The organism is Nocardia sp. NPDC059228, from assembly GCF_042754245.1.
Lineage (GTDB): Bacteria > Actinomycetota > Actinomycetes > Mycobacteriales > Mycobacteriaceae > Nocardia.
In genome coordinates, this window is record NZ_JBHZAL010000025.1 from 30,518 (window position 1) to 45,529 (window position 15,012).

A 15,012-nucleotide genomic window follows, 5' to 3' on the forward strand; every position below is an offset into this window, starting at 1 on the left:
GTGCTGATCGATTTCCAGGAGACCGCGGCGCGCTTAGCGCGAACTTAGCTCCCGCCCAGCAACACCGGCGGGTTCCGCGCCGATCGCGCTCACCAGTGCGTTCACCTCGGCGCGCGTCATGCTCGCACCCGCCGCCAGGCCCGCGTCGAAGTCGGCCGGGGGCAACGCCGACCGGACCGCGTCGGCCTCGCGTGGCGCGTCCAGCGGATCCATCACCTCCGGCAGGAACCCGATCCGCCCTCCCAGCGCCCGCACCGCCCCGAGCAGGCGGGCGCCGTCGGCAGGGCGGCCCCAGCGGGCGGCGAGCGCCGCGGCCGTGTGCACCATCACCAGCCACGAGGTGACATCCCCGTCCAGCTCCAGCGCGGTCTGCATGGTGCGCAACGCCGTGCGGGCGTCGGCCGCGTCGCCGGTGGCCATCGCACAGCGGGCCAGGGTCCACGACGCGGATGCGACCGGCCAGCGGTGCCCGCACCGCTCGGCGACCGAAACCGCCTCGCGCAGTGCGTCTCGCGCCGCATCCGGGCGCTCGGTGAAGCGCAGGATCATGCCCTCGATCATCAGGGCCTCGGCCAGCTGCCATGGCCGGCCGACCGCACCGGCCTCGGCGACCGCAGCCCGGGCCGCGTCCGCCGACGCGGCCGAGGGCGCGACGACCGCGCGCATATACGTTGTCCACGACCGCATCCACGCGACCGTGGCCCGATCATCGGCCTCGGCCGCGACACGCGCGGCCCGCTCGGTCGCCTCCGCACCCCGGACCGGATCACCCGACAGGTAGTACAGCCCGCCGAGACCGGCCAGCGCGGCCGACAACGTCGGACCGTCGACCTCGTGCGCCGGCGGCACGGTCGCGGCGAGCGCGCCCGTGATCGCCGCGATGCCTTCCCCGATGAACCCGCGCCGGTACCAGAACCAGTACAGGGCCGCCGCCAGCCGCAGCACATAGCCGTGGTCACCCGCCGCGAACGCGGACGCGATCGCACTGCGCTGTTCGGCGATATCGGCGCTCAGCGCGTCCAGCATCTGCGCCGACCGCGCGTCGCGCAGATGCGCCGCCGCGGCCCGGGACCGCTCCAGCACGGTGCGCCGGTGCGCGGCCCGCACCCGGGCGAGTTCGTCGGGTTCGCAACGGGCCAGCGCGAATTCGCGGATCGACTGCAGCATCCGATAGCGCCGCGGCGACGACGCGGGCTGGACCCGCAACAGCGATCGGCGCACCAGACCGGTCAGCGGTTCGAGGACCGCCATCGGTGCGGACGCACCGTGCACCGCGGCCGCGGCGTCGATATCGAAACTTCCGGCGAAGACGGCGATATCACGCAGCAGCCGCGCCTCGCCGGGATCGAGCAGACGGTAACTCCAGTCGATGGTGTCGGCCAACCGGCGCTGGCGTGCGGGTGCGGTGCGCGCGCCCCCGGCCAGCAGGGTGAATCGGTCGGCGAGGCCGTCGGCGATCTGCTGTTCGGACAGCATCCGCAGCTGTGCGGCGGCCAGTTCCACCGCGAGCGGAATGCCGTCGAGGTCGGCGCAGATCCGCCGCACCGGTTCGCGCACCCGCGCATCGAGCGCCCAGCCGTCGACCACACCGGCGGCCCGGGCGGCGAACAACTCGACGGCGTCGGCCTCGTCCAGGGGCGAGACCTCGATGACGCGCTCACCGTCGAGCTCGAGCGGCTCTCTGCTGGTGGCCAGGATCCGGACCCGAGGGCAGTGGCTCAACAGCGTGTTCACCACGGCGGCGACTCCGTCGAGGACATGCTCGCAATTGTCCAGCAGCAGCGTGCATTCCCTGTCCGCGAGGATGTCCGCGAGCCGATCCGGCGAGCTCGCGCCCCGGACCTGCACGGCCGCGGCCACCGTGGCGGTGACCAGCTCATCGGATTCGATCGGGGCCAGATCGACCCACCACGTGCCGTCCCCGGCGGGCAGCCGGCCGCAGGTCTCCAGGGCCAGCCGGGTCTTGCCGACGCCGCCGGTGCCGACCAGTGTCACCAGCCGTGCGGTGCGCAGGGCCCTGCCGATATCGCCGAGTTCGCCTGTGCGGCCGATCAACTGGGTGCGGGGAACCGGCATCGGCCAGACCGCCGCGGTCGCGGGCGGGACGCCCGGCGCGGGCTTCGCCGATCCGAGCAGCAGCGCCTCGTCATGGCGCAGAATCGCGGTCTCCAGCTCGCGCAAGCGGACGCCCGGCTCGATACCGAGCTCGGTGTCGAGCAGGCGGCGGACATCCCGCAGGGCCGCAAGCGCATCGGACTGGCGCCCGGCCCGGTAGCGGGCCAGCACGGCCAGCTCCCAGGCTCGCTCGTCGAGCGGATGCGCCGATACCAGATCCTCCGCGTCGGCGAGTGCGGCGTCGACGCGGCCGGTGTCGAGGCGCAACTCCACCAGGGCCTTGCGCGCCCGCAGTTGGAGCGCGACCAGCCGGGTGATCTCGGGCCGAACGAAATCGGCGTCTGCCACGTCCGCGTACGGCGCGCCCCGCCATTCGCCCAGCGCCGCCTCGTAGGCTCGCAAACCGGCATCGAGATCGCCTGCTGCGCATGCGGATTCGGCGACCGAGACCTGCTCGGCGAAGCGGTGCGCGTCGATCCGGTCCGCGGTGAGATCCAGCAGATAGCGGGTACCGCAGCGGGCGATCACACCCTCGGCGCCGCGGCGGCGGTCGGGTTCGAGCCGATCGCGTAGTTTCGAGATCCCGAAATGCAGGGAACTCACCGACGGATCCGGGGCATCGTGCCAGACCTGCTCCAGCAACCTATCGGCCGATACTTCGTGCGGGAACGCGACGATCAACGCCGCCAGCAATGTTCGTTGCCGCACACCGCCCAGATCGACCGGTCGCCCGGCGACGGTGGCCGCCAGGCCGCCCAGCACCCGCAACCGCACCTGCGGCCGCACGGCATCGTCATCGACTTCACCCCGCGTGTCACCCACGGATCACCTCACTACAGCTCTCGCCCAGCAATCTAACCTGGCGCGGGAGCCGCACCGCGCATCGACGTGGATTCGGCCAGACGTCTCGAACCTGATAGCCGTGCTGGACGGTCGCGACATTCGTGTCGCGGTCGCCCGCTACCTGGATTGGGAGATCATCACCAGCAACCGGTCGCGATGGTCCGATGTCGAGCAGCGGCGCCGGGGCTGCTCTCATCCGGGCGAGACCGGTGACAAGACGAAAGGGCGGACTCTTGTGGCGAGTCCGCCCCTTTCGTCGGCCAGCGCCCGTTCAGCTCGGGAGATCTGCCGCGGCGGATTCGTCGAGGAGCCAGGTGGTGGATTCGGTGCCGATGGCGCCGGCGGCGGGGATGTCGAGGGGGGAGGCACCGTGGAGGGCGGCGGCTACCGCGGCGGCCTTGGCCTCGCCGGAGACGATGAGCATCACGTGACGGGACTTGCGGATGGCGGGGAGGGTCAGGGTGATGCGGACCGCCGGTGGCTTGGGCGAATTGGTTTCGGCCACAACCAGTTCGTGTCCCTCGCGGGTGGCGGCGGTGTGGGGGAACAGCGAATTGATGTGGCCCTCACCGCCCATGCCCAGCAGGTGCAGGTCGAAGGCGCCGTGTTCGGCCAGGTGGGCGTGGACGGTGGCCGAGTACTCGCCGGCGGCCTCGAGCGGGTCGGGGTAGTCGCCGCTGGAGGTCTCGGTGGGGTGGACGCGGGCCGGGTCGACCGGGACGTGGTCCAGCAGGGCCTGGCGGGCCTGGAGTTCGTTGCGTTCGGCGTCGCCGGTGGGGACGAAACGCTCGTCGCCCCAGAAGACGTCGAGTTTGGTCCAGTCGATGTCGCCGGGGGCCTTGCGGACCCATTCCAGCAGGGCGATACCGGTGCCGCCACCGGTCAGGACCACCGAGGCGGAGCCGCGCAGACGCTGCGCCTCCACCACCTGGGCGACGAACTTCGCGGCCGCGGCCTGCACGAGTTCGTCGGTGGTGGCGAAGGTTTCGACGGCGGGCTTACTCATAGGTCACCCTTTCGATTCCGGTGAGGGCCTCGGCGTAGATGTCGTCCGCGTCGAGGTGGCGCAGTTCCTCGGCCAGGCAGTCCTTGGTCTCGCGACGGGCCAGCGCGAAACTCTGATCGGGTTCCCCGGTCCGGCTGAGCGTCGCGGTGCGGCCGTGCTGTGGACGCGCAATGGAGATCGACACCGTGGGCCGGTGCATCTCCACCTTGAGCTCGCCGGTGCGCCGCAACACCGGGCAGTCCAGCCGCGCGGCCAGCCAGCCCGCCAGCATGTCGAGCGCCGGCTCTTCCTGCAGGCCCGAAATCGTCACGGACTCAACGGGTTCGAACGGAGCCTCGTCCAGCGCCGCCGCCAGCAGCGCCCGCCAGTAGGTGACCCGGCTCCAGGCCAGATCGGTGTCGCCGGGCGCGTAGGACTGCCGCCGGCCCTTGATGGTCTCCTGCGGATCCGAGGCGAAGGTCGCGTCGGTGATGCGGCGGGTCGCCAGGCGGCCGACCGAATCCTTGGACGGGAACTCCGGCGCGCCCCGCGGCCACCACGCCACCACGGGGGTGTCGGGCAGCAGGAACGGGATCACCACACTCGACTCGTGCGGCACCAGATCCCCTTGCAGCCGAAGCACTATCACCTCGGCCGCCCCGGCGTCACCGCCGACGCGGATCTGCGCATCCAGCCGGGTCGGAGCCATGCGGTCACCGCGCGCGAGCACGATCACCCGGCACGGGTGCTCCCGGCTGGCGTCGTTGGCGGCGTCGATGGCGTCCTCGGCCTCGGAGCTGTCCAGCGTGCACACCACCAGGGTGAGCACCCGCCCCATGGTCACCACGCCATTGGATTCCCGCAGCTGCACAAGACGTTTCGACACCTCGCGGGTGTCGGTGTCGGGCATGTCGATGATCACGGCCGCCGCCATTCCCGCCCGCTGCGCGCGAGCATCTCGTCGGCGGATTCCGGGCCCCAGCCGCCCGCCTCGTACGGGTCGGGCTTGCCGGTGTCGGCCCAGTGCGCGAGCGCGGGATCGAGGATGCGCCAGGACAATTCGACCTCCTCGTTCACCGGGAACAGCGACGGCACCCCGAGCAGCACGTCCAGGATGAGCCGCTCGTAGGCCTCGGGGGAGTCCTCGGTGAACGCCTCGCCGTAGCTGAAGTCCATGTTCACGTCGCGCACCTCCATCGACGACCCGGGCACCTTGGACCCGAATCGCATGGTGATGCCCTCATCCGGCTGCACCCGGATGACCAGCGCGTTCTGCCCGAGCTCCTCGGTCATGGTCTGGTCGAAGGGCAGGTGCGGCGCCCGCTTGAACACCACCGCGATCTCGGTGACGCGGCGGCCCAGCCGCTTGCCGGTGCGCAGATAGAACGGCACGCCCGCCCAGCGGCGGGTCTCCACGGCCAGGGTGATGGCCGCGTAGGTCTCGGTGCGGGAGTTGGGGTCGAAACCCTCCTCCTGCAGCAGGCCCACCACCGGCTCACTGCCCTGCCAGCCCGCGGTGTACTGGCCGCGCGCCGTCGTCTCGTCCAGCGGCTCGACGAGTTTCGTCGCCGAGAGCACTTTGATCTTCTCGATCTGCAGCTGCTTGGGCTGGAAGCTCACCGGTTCTTCCATGGCCGTCAGCGCCAGCAGCTGCAGCAGGTGGTTCTGGATGACATCGCGGGCCGCGCCGATGCCGTCGTAGTAGCCGGCGCGACCACCCAGACCGATGTCCTCGGCCATGGTGATCTGCACATGGTCCACATAGTTGGCGTTCCAGATGGGATCCCACAGCTGGTTGGCGAAGCGCAGCGCCAGAATGTTCTGCACCGTCTCCTTGCCCAGGTAGTGGTCGATGCGGAACACCGAACGCTCCGGGAACACCGTGTTCACCAGGGCATTGAGCTCCTGGGCGCTCTTCAGGTCGTGCCCGAAGGGCTTCTCGATCACCACCCGCCGCCACGGATCGGGCTGTCCCGCAGGCGAATCCGACGGCTTGGCCAGCCCGTTCTTCGACAGCTGTTCGAGCACGATCGGAAAGTCACTGGGCGGGATCGACAGGTAGAAGGCGGTATTGCCGCCCGTCCCGCGATCCCGATCCAGATCCTTGAGGGTGGTGGCCAGCTTGTGGAAGGCCGCGTCGTCCTCGAACGTGCCGCGAACGAAACGCAGACCCGCCTTCAGCTGCTGCCAGACCTCCTCCCGGAAGGGAGTGCGCGCCGAGGAGGACACCGACTCGTGAACCAGGTTCGCGAAGTCCTCATCGGTCCAGTCCCGGCGCGCGAAGCCGATCAGCGAGAAGCCCGGGGGCAGCAGCCCCCGGTTCGCCAGGTCGTAGATGGCCGGCAGCACTTTGCGGCGCGACAGGTCGCCGGTTGCGCCGAATATCACCACGTTGCACGGTCCAGCGATGCGCGGAACCCGGCTGTCGCGTGAATCGCGCAGCGGGTTCGGCGTCGCGACCGTCGTCGCCGCGCCTGCCACCGTCAGTTTCCTCCCGCGACCTGCAGTTTTTCGGTGGTGGCCGCGAGCAGTTCCTGCCAGGAGGCGACGAACTTGTCGACGCCCTCGGTCTCGAGAACACCGAACACGTCGTCCAGGTCGATACCGACCGCGACCAGTTGATCGAAGATCGCCTGCGCCTCGGCCGCCTTGCCGACGGCCGCGTTCGGCACGATCTCGGCGTGGTCGGCGACCGCCTCGAGGGTCTTCTCCGGGACCGTGTTCACCGTGTTGGGGGCGACCAGGTCGGTGACGTACATGGTGTCCGGGTATTCCGGGTTCTTCACACCGGTGGACGCCCACAGCGCGCGCTGCTTGTTGCCGCCCGCCGACGCCAGCTTGGCGTAGACGTCGGTGTGCTTGCCGCCGTCGAACACATCCTGGTAGGCCGCATAGGCCAACTGCGCGTTGGCGATTCCGGCCTTGCCGCGCAACGCCAGCGCCTCCGGGGTGCCGATGGCTTCCAGACGCTTGTCGATCTCGGTGTCCACGCGGGAGACGAAGAACGAGGCGACGGACTGGATCTTGGCGATGTCGTGCCCGGCGGTCGCGGCATTGCGCAGACCGTCGAGGTAGGCGCCCATCACCGAGATGTAGCGCTGCACCGAGAAGATCAGCGTCACGTTCACGCTGATGCCCTCGGAGATCACCCGGGTGATGGCCGGGAGACCGGCCTCGGTAGCAGGAATCTTGATGAACAGGTTGGGCCGGTCCACGATCTTCCACAGCTCGATGGCCTGGGCCACCGTGCCGTCCGTGTCGAAGGCCAGGCGCGGGTCGACCTCGATCGAAACCCGGCCGTCGAGGCCGTTGCTCGCGGCGAAGACCTCGGCGAACACGTCGCAGGCGGCCCGCACATCATCGGTGGTGATGGTGCGGATGGCCGAATCCACATCGGCTCCGCGGGCGGCGAGCTCGGTGACCTGCTCGTCGTAGGCGTGGCCCTTGGAGAGCGCGCCCTGGAAAATGGTCGGGTTGGTGGTGACACCGACGACATTGCGAGAGTCGATCAGGCCCTGGAGGTTTCCGGACTTGATGCGATCGCGCGACAGGTCGTCCAGCCACACCGAAACCCCGGCGGCCGACAGGGCCGCGGTGTTCGCGTTCTGGGTCATGAGGACTATCCCTTCACCTTGGCAAGCGAGCGGGTGGCAGCGGCGACGACGGCATCGGCGGTGATGCCGAACTCGCGGAACAACGTCTTGTAGTCGGCCGAGGCACCGAAGTGCTCGATGGACACGTTCTCGCCGGCGTCACCGGTGAAACGGTGCCACGGCATCGCGATACCGGCCTCCACCGAGACGCGGGCCCGCACCGACGGCGGGAGGACCTCGTCGCGGTAGGACTGCTCCTGCGCGTCGAACCACTCCACACACGGCATGGACACCACGCGGGTGCCGATGCCCTGTGCCTCGAGCGTAGCGCGCGCCTCGACGGCGAGCTGCAGTTCCGAACCGGTGGCGATCAGGATTACCTGCGGTGTGGCGGTGGAGGATTCGGCCAGGATGTAGCCGCCCTTGCGGACGCCCTCGTAGCTGGTGCCCTCCTGGATCGGCAGGTCCTGGCGGGTCAGAGCCAGCGCGGACGGGCCGTCCTGGTGCGGCGGCTCGGAGACCAGGAAGTGCGAATGCCGTTCGGCGCTATCGCGTTCCAGGATGGTGCGCCAGGCGTAGGTGGTCTCGTTGGCGTCGCCGGGGCGGACCACGTTCAGGCCCGGGATGGCGCGCAGCGCGGCGAGGTGCTCGATCGGCTGGTGGGTCGGGCCGTCCTCGCCGAGGCCGATGGAGTCGTGGGTCCACACATAGGTGACCGGGGTGCGCATGAGGGCGCCCAGGCGCACGGCCGGGCGCATGTAGTCGGAGAACACCAGGAAGGTGCCACCGTACGGTCGGGTCGGTCCGTGCAGCGCGATGCCGTTCAGGATCGAGCCCATCGCGTGTTCACGCACACCGAAGTGCAGGGTGCGGCCGTACGGGTTGGCCTTCCACGCACCGGTGGAGATGGACTCCGGGCCGAACGACGGCACACCCGGCATGGTGGTGTTGTTGGACTCGGCCAGGTCGGCCGAACCGCCCCACAGCTCCGGCAGCACCGGCGCCAGCGCGGCGAGCACCTTGCCGGAGGCCTTGCGGGTGGCCATGCCCTTCGGGTCCGCCTCGTAGGTCGGCAGGGTCTCGGCCCAGCCCTCGGGCAGACGACGCTCCTGCAGGCGGTCGAACAGCGCCTTGTTCTCCGGGTTGGCGGCGGCCCAGGCGTCGTACTGCTCCTGCCAGACCGCACGCGCGGCCTTGGCCCGGTCGGCGACATTGCCGCGCGAGTGCGCGATGACCGCGCCGTCCACGTCGAAGTTCTTCTCCGGGTCGAAGCCCAGGATCTTCTTGGTGGCCGCGACCTCGTCGGCGCCCAGCGCGGCGCCGTGCGAGGAGCCGGTGTTCATCTTGTTCGGGGCCGGATAGCCGATGATGGTGCGCAGCAGAATGATCGACGGCTTGTCGGTCACGGCCTGCGCCGCGGCGATGGCCGCCTCGATGCCGATCACGTCCTCGCCGCCCTCGACGGTCTGCACGTGCCAGCCGTAGGCGCGGTAGCGCGCGGCGGTGTCCTCGGTGAAGGCGATGCGGGTGTCGTCCTCGATGGAGATCTTGTTGTCGTCGTAGAAGACGATCAGGTTGCCCAGCTGCTGGGTGCCCGCCAGCGAGGACGCCTCGGAGGTGACGCCCTCCTCCATGTCACCGTCGGAGGCCACCACGTAGATGAAGTGGTCGAACGGCGACTTGCCCTGTGCCGCTTCGGGATCGAACAGCCCACGCTCGCGCCGCGCCGCCATCGCCATGCCGACCGCCGACGCCAGGCCCTGGCCCAGCGGACCGGTGGTGATCTCGACGTGGTCGGTGTGGCGGTACTCCGGGTGCCCCGGGGTCAGCGAACCCCACTTGCGCAGGCGCTCGAGGTCGGTCAGCTCGAGACCCATGCCCGCCAGGTACAGCTGGATGTAGAGGGTGAGGCTGGAGTGACCGCAGGAGAGCACGAAACGGTCGCGGCCCGCCCAGGCCGGATCACTCGGATCCAGCCGCATCACGCGCTGGAACAGCGTGTAGGCCAGCGGGGCCAGGCTCATCGCGGTGCCCGGATGGCCGTTGCCGGTGTTCTGGACCGCATCGGCGGCGAGGACCCGGGCCGTATCGACGGCTCTGGTATCCAGATCGGTCCAGTCGGTGGGGTGGTTCGGCTGAGTGAGCGCGCGGATGTCGTCTGTGACTGACACGACCGAGGTTCTCCTGACCTTCTCGTCAACGATGCGGTTGTGGGCGGCGGGGGATTCGCTGCGTTCGATCCGGGTGCGACGCGGCCGCACCGATCTACAACCACCCTAAAGGGCGGCGTTTCGTGGTCATACGGGAACCCGCAATCACTGCCCGCCGCGTCTCTGGTTCGTGGCGTTTCCCGGACCTGTTCGTGACTACCCGGCGTACGCATCGCGAACCGGTCTCGGGCCGCGCTGGGGTGGACCTGGTCGGGAGCATGGTCGCCGTAGGTCTACCATGCTCTGTAGTAGTGGCCGCGCCGGACTGGGCTGTGTCTGGAGATCGGCAGAGCGCGCTGCTAGTTCCAGACCGGATCGGATAATGCACGGCGTGCGAGGAGAAACAGTGGGGATTGGGCAACAGCCGGGTGGCGCTCACGGCTCCTCCGGGGCGGTGCTCGCCGACCGTGTCACGGGCAGCGGCCCGCTGTCGGCGGCGGCCAGGCGGGTGCTCGCCTACATCGCGCTGACCAAGCCCCGGGTCATCGAATTGCTGCTCGTCGCAACGATTCCCACCATGCTGCTGGCCGACCGCGGCCACGTCGACATCCGGCTCATCCTGGTCACCCTGTTCGGCGGCTGGATGGGCGCGGCCAGCGCCAACACCCTCAACTGCGTCGCTGACGCCGACATCGACAAGGTGATGAAGCGGACCTCCAAGCGTCCGCTGGCCCGCGAGGCCGTACCCACCCGCAATGCCTTCGTCTTCGGCGTCACCCTCGGTCTGGCCTCCTTCGCCTGGCTGTGGTGGCAGGCCAATCTGCTCTCGGGCGCGCTGGTCGTGGCGACCATCCTGTTCTACGTCTTCGTCTACACCCTCGGCCTCAAGCGCCGGACCTCGCAGAACGTGGTGTGGGGCGGGGCCGCCGGCTGCATGCCCGCCCTGGTCGGCTGGTCCGCTGTGACCGGAAACATCGGCTGGCCCGCCATCGTGCTGTTCCTGGTGATCTTCTTCTGGACACCGCCGCACACCTGGGCGCTCGCCATGCGGTACAAGGAGGACTACAAGGCCGCGGGCGTGCCGATGCTCCCGGTCGTCGCCACCGAGCGGACGGTCACCAAGCAGATCGTCATCTACACCTGGCTGACCGTCCTGGCCACCTTCGCCCTGGTCCCCGCCGCCGGTGTGATCTACGCCGCCGTCGCGCTGGTGGCCGGCGCCTGGTTCCTGCTCATGGCCCACCAGCTGTACTCCGGTGTGCGCAAGGGCGAATCGGTCAAGCCCCTGCGACTGTTCCTGCAGTCCAACAACTATCTGGCCGTCGTGTTCTGCGGCCTGGCCGTCGACTCGGTGCTCGGCTGGCACACCATCGGCCACACCCTCTTCGGCTGATCCCGGCGCGCGTGTCGATTCGGCTCCCGGCCGTTCGATGACAGGGTAGGGGCGGAACCGCCGCCCGCTCACCCGAGAGGACCGCGTCATGCCGAAACTTCGCGTCCACAATTTCGCCGTCTCCCTGGACGGTTTCGCCGCCGGACCGGATCAGGGCCCCGACGCCCCGCTGGGGATCGGCGGAGAACGCCTGCACGACTGGGTCTTCCTGACCCGATACGGCCGCGAGATGATCGGCGAGAGTGGCGGCGACCTCGGCGCCGACAACGACCTCCTCGCCGCGGGAGACCGCGGTATCGGGGCCACCATCATGGGCCGCAATATGTTCGGCCCCGTCCGCGGCGACTGGCCCGATCACTCCTGGACCGGCTGGTGGGGCGACAACCCGCCGTATCACCACGACACCTTCGTCATGACCCATCACCCCCGCCCTGCGCTTCCGATGCAGGGCGGCACCACCTTCCACTTCGTCTCCGACACCCCCGAAGCCGTCCTGAAGCAGGCTTGCGAGGCGGCCGGAGGTCAGGATGTCCGCCTGGGCGGCGGCGCGGGCACCATCCGCCAGTTCCTGGCGGCGGGCCTGATCGACGAACTGCACGTGGTGCAGGTCCCGATCCTGCTCGGTTCCGGCGAACGGCTGTTCCAGGATCTCGGCACCCTGTCCGGCTATCGCCTGTCGGACATGATCAGCACCAGGGCCGTCACCCACCTCTGGTTCACCAGGCAATAGGCCCGGGCACGCGGGACCTGTTCGCGCACCGGCTCATTCACTCGCGGTGCTGGGGCGGGGGAGCGGACCGCGCAGGATCGCCGCCGCCTCGGTGCCGACGGCTCGCCGCAGTTGCTCGGCCGGCATGTCCTCGAGTCCGGCGGCATTGCGCAGGAACGGTTCGAACAGCTGCCAGCCGAGCATGAACGCGGCCACATTCGCGACGGCCAGGGCGGCGTCCCGGTCGTCGGCGTGCTGCGTCCGAGCCTGATCGATCAGGGATTCGATGACCGGGAACCGGCTCTGCATCTGCCCGACCGGGTAGCCGTCGAGGATCGCACGGGCCAGCACGCTCCAGTGCCGGCGCAGGCGCGGGTCGTCCGGTGCGAGCACGCCCGCCGCGGCGAGTGCCGCGGTTTCGGCGGCCAGGTGATCGAGTACGGCCGTGACCACCTTGTCCTTGGCCCCGAGGTGGCGGAAGACCAATCCGTGGTTGACCCCGGCCCGGTCGGCGATATCGCGGATGGAGGTCGCGGCCGGGCCGCGCTCGGCGAACAGGTCGGCGGCGTGGGTGAGCACTGCCGAGACGACGGCGTCGCGTCCGAGCGGTCCGCCTTCGTCCGGCGAAGTCCTTGCGGCGGGTGTAGTCATACGACTACAGTAGCGCACATCAGGTGTAGTCAACTGACTACAGTCCATTCGATCAGCGAAGGAAGACCGTCATGACTGTGATCGCCGACAAAGACCCCACCGCCGATATCACGCCCCGAACCGTTCAGATCCCCGGATATCCGGTCTGGTCGGGCCCGTTCACCCACCTCGCCGCCGAACGCGACCGGCTGGCCGGGCTGCGCTGGCAGAGTTTCGACGCCCGCCCGGTGGGTGCCACGCTGGGCGCCGAGATCTCCGGCGTCGATCTGACCCGCGAGCAGCCGGACGCGGTGATCGCCGAGGTGCGGCAAGCGCTGCACGAGTACAAGGTGCTGTTCTTCCGTGACCAGCCGCTCACCCCGCAGCAGCACGTGGCCTTCGCGCGCCGCTTCGGCGAGCTCGAGGTGCACCCCTTCATCCCCTCCAGCACCGACTGCCCCGAGCTCGTCCGGTTCGAGAAGAGCGCTCAGGTCAGCGGATTCGAGAATGCCTGGCATCACGACGTCACCTGGCGCGAGCAGCCCTCGATGGGCGCTGTCCTGCACGCGATCTCGGTTCCCGAGATCGGCGGCGACACCCTGTTCGCCGACATGTACGCCGCGTACGACGCACTCGACGCCGAGACCCGCGCACGCGTCGAAACCCTCGACGCCGTCCACGATTTCACTCGTGCCTTCGGCCACACGCTCAACGACGAACAGCGGGAGAAGATGCGCGCGCAACATCCGGCGGTCCGCCACCCCGTGGTCTGCACGCACGCGGTCACCGGTCGCAAACACCTCTACGTCAACCGCGTTTTCGCCGACCACATCCACGGCCTCGACCTCGACGAGAGCCGCGCCCTCATCGATCGCCTCTGCCGTACCGCCGACGCCCCCGAACACCAGGTCCGCCTGCACTGGGAGCCCGACACGGTCGCCTTCTGGGACAACCGTGCCGTCCAGCACTATGCCGCCAGCGACTACTGGCCGCAGGTGCGGATCATGGAGCGCGCCTCCATCATCGGCCCGCGCCCCAGGCGCTGACTCCCGAGGTCGCCCGCCGGTCGGGGGCGACGGGCGACCGTGCGGATGGCCCTCCAGGCGACCCGCAAGGCATGTAAGCGAAAGCAGCCCTCCGCTTTTCGAGCAGATCATTTACCCGGCCCTGGGCATCGGGAGTCCTCCGAAGACCGGTCGTAGCTCTGCGGAGACAGGCATGCCCGAGGGGGCGGCCGGTGCCGGTGTGGTGTGGGGAGCGGCGGATAATCGATTGATCCGACTCGGAATTCGCTGGAACACTGACTTGGCTCGACTCCTGGAACGTCGGCTGCACCGAAAGCACTGCGAGGAGGGTTCGTCATGTCTCGGCCGGTTCGAATTCTGGTGTGTGGCGGCGGGATCGCGGGGAACGCGGTCGCGTTGCAGCTGTTGCGGGGCGGGATGGCCGTCACCGTCGTGGAGCGGGCGCCGGTCCCGCGGCCGGGCGGGCAGGCCGTCGACCTGCGCGGGCCCAGCCGCAAGGTGGCCGAGCGGATGGGGCTGATGCCCGGGATCCGCAAGCGGCAGCTCGACGAGCGGGGGATGGTGTTCGTCGACGAGGCGGGCCGGCAGCGCTCCCGGATGCCGGCGGAGATGTTCGGCGGCGAGGGGCTCGTCGCCGAGATCGAGATCGCCCGCGGCGAGCTCAATCAGGTGCTGCTCGACGAGATCGCCGATCTGCCTGCGGAATCCGGGGTACTCGACTATCGGTACGGTGAATGGGTCGAGGAGCTGGAGCAGGACGGCGACAGGGTGAAGGTCCGGTTCGCCTCCGGCGCGACGGACGAGTTCGATGTGGTGATCGGCGCGGACGGACTGCATTCGGCCCTGCGGGAACGGGTGTTCGGCCCGGAGGAGCGGTACTCCGAGTATCTCGGGGCCTACATCGCCTTCTTCACCATTCCGACGCCGCCGGGCACTGGTCTGGAAACCGGTTGGGTCGGAGTGCTGCCCGTGCCGGGCAGCACGGTCGCGCTGCGGCCCGATCCGGATCCGGCGACCTCGATGGCCATCATCTCCACCCGGATACCCGCCGATCCCGCCCTGCGCGGAGATATCACGATGCAGCAGTACCTGATTCGCGAACGGCTGACCGGCTGCGGCTGGGTGATTCCGGCGATTCTGGACGCGATGCCCGCGGCGCCCGACTTCTACTTCGACGAGGTGACCCGGGTCCGGATGCCGCGTTGGTCGCAGGGCCGGGTGGTGCTGCTCGGCGACGCCGCCTACTGCGGATCGCCGATGACCGGTATGGGCACCGCGCTCGCGCTGATCGGCGCTTACCTGCTCGCGGGTGAACTCCTCAGCGCGCCTGCGGATTTCGAGCGGGCCTTCGATCGATACGAGCAGATCCTGCGGCCGCTGGTGACCGAGGTGCAGAAGGGCACCGAGAAATCGGTGCGGCTCCGCCATCCCGAAACCCGCCGCGGCGTCGCGATCATGCAGATCCTGATGCGGGTGCTGGTGTCGCGACCGTTGCACCCGGCGCGCGCCCTGCTCACCCATCTGATCGGCAAACAGGGCGAATATCCGCTACCGGACTATGCGTGAGCC

General features: G+C 69.4%; 11 protein-coding genes. 4 read left to right on the forward strand and 7 right to left on the reverse strand.

The window, feature by feature from the left end; translation table 11 throughout:
• Positions 1–33: 33 nt before the first annotated feature.
• The 6 genes from ACFXKA_RS30235 to tkt form a co-directional block, all read right to left on the reverse strand.
• A complete protein-coding gene (locus ACFXKA_RS30235) occupies positions 34–2,937 on the reverse strand; it encodes a BTAD domain-containing putative transcriptional regulator (protein ID WP_379429900.1) in 2,904 nt (967 codons plus the stop codon).
• Positions 2,938–3,229: 292 nt separating this feature from the next.
• On the reverse strand, positions 3,230–3,964 hold the full coding sequence (gene pgl, locus ACFXKA_RS30240) for a 6-phosphogluconolactonase (protein WP_379429901.1): 735 nt from the start codon (positions 3,962–3,964) through the stop codon (positions 3,230–3,232).
• Complete coding sequence (gene opcA / locus ACFXKA_RS30245) at positions 3,957–4,865, reverse strand: glucose-6-phosphate dehydrogenase assembly protein OpcA (RefSeq protein ID WP_379429902.1); 909 nt, start codon at positions 4,863–4,865, stop codon at positions 3,957–3,959. Before opcA ends, pgl begins: the two co-directional genes overlap by 8 nt.
• The gene (zwf, locus tag ACFXKA_RS30250) at positions 4,862–6,424 is read right to left on the reverse strand and encodes a glucose-6-phosphate dehydrogenase (RefSeq protein WP_354846582.1); all 1,563 of its coding nucleotides are present in this window, start codon (positions 6,422–6,424) and stop codon (positions 4,862–4,864) included. The genes opcA and zwf overlap by 4 nt, the downstream gene beginning before the upstream one ends.
• 2 nt (positions 6,425–6,426) lie before the next feature.
• Complete coding sequence (gene tal / locus ACFXKA_RS30255; RefSeq protein WP_354846585.1) at positions 6,427–7,557, reverse strand: transaldolase; 1,131 nt, start codon at positions 7,555–7,557, stop codon at positions 6,427–6,429.
• 5 nt (positions 7,558–7,562) lie between these two features.
• The gene (tkt, locus tag ACFXKA_RS30260; protein WP_379429903.1) at positions 7,563–9,707 is read right to left on the reverse strand and encodes a transketolase; all 2,145 of its coding nucleotides are present in this window, start codon (positions 9,705–9,707) and stop codon (positions 7,563–7,565) included.
• Positions 9,708–10,092: 385 nt separating this feature from the next.
• Here tkt and ACFXKA_RS30265 point away from each other — a divergent pair, with 385 nt between their 5' ends.
• Positions 10,093–11,079 (forward strand): heme o synthase, encoded by a 987-nt coding sequence (locus tag ACFXKA_RS30265; protein WP_354846591.1) that lies wholly within the window; start codon positions 10,093–10,095, stop codon positions 11,077–11,079.
• An 88-nt stretch (positions 11,080–11,167) separates the two neighbouring features.
• Positions 11,168–11,809 carry a dihydrofolate reductase family protein gene (locus ACFXKA_RS30270; RefSeq protein WP_354846594.1) on the forward strand — a complete coding sequence of 214 codons (642 nt, stop codon included), beginning with the start codon at positions 11,168–11,170 and terminating at the stop codon, positions 11,807–11,809.
• A 33-nt stretch (positions 11,810–11,842) separates the two neighbouring features.
• Here the strand turns inward: ACFXKA_RS30270 and ACFXKA_RS30275 are convergent, their stop codons facing one another.
• A complete protein-coding gene (locus tag ACFXKA_RS30275) occupies positions 11,843–12,439 on the reverse strand; it encodes a helix-turn-helix domain-containing protein (protein WP_379429904.1) in 597 nt (198 codons plus the stop codon).
• 71 nt (positions 12,440–12,510) lie between these two features.
• On the opposite strand from ACFXKA_RS30275, the gene ACFXKA_RS30280 reads away from it, so the two are divergent.
• Both ACFXKA_RS30280 and ACFXKA_RS30285 read left to right on the forward strand, forming a co-directional pair.
• On the forward strand, positions 12,511–13,464 hold the full coding sequence (locus ACFXKA_RS30280) for a TauD/TfdA dioxygenase family protein (RefSeq protein ID WP_379429905.1): 954 nt from the start codon (positions 12,511–12,513) through the stop codon (positions 13,462–13,464).
• Positions 13,465–13,779: 315 nt separating this feature from the next.
• Entirely contained in the window at positions 13,780–15,009 is a 1,230-nt protein-coding gene (locus ACFXKA_RS30285; protein ID WP_379429906.1) for an FAD-dependent monooxygenase, read from the forward strand.
• Positions 15,010–15,012 lie beyond the last annotated feature (3 nt).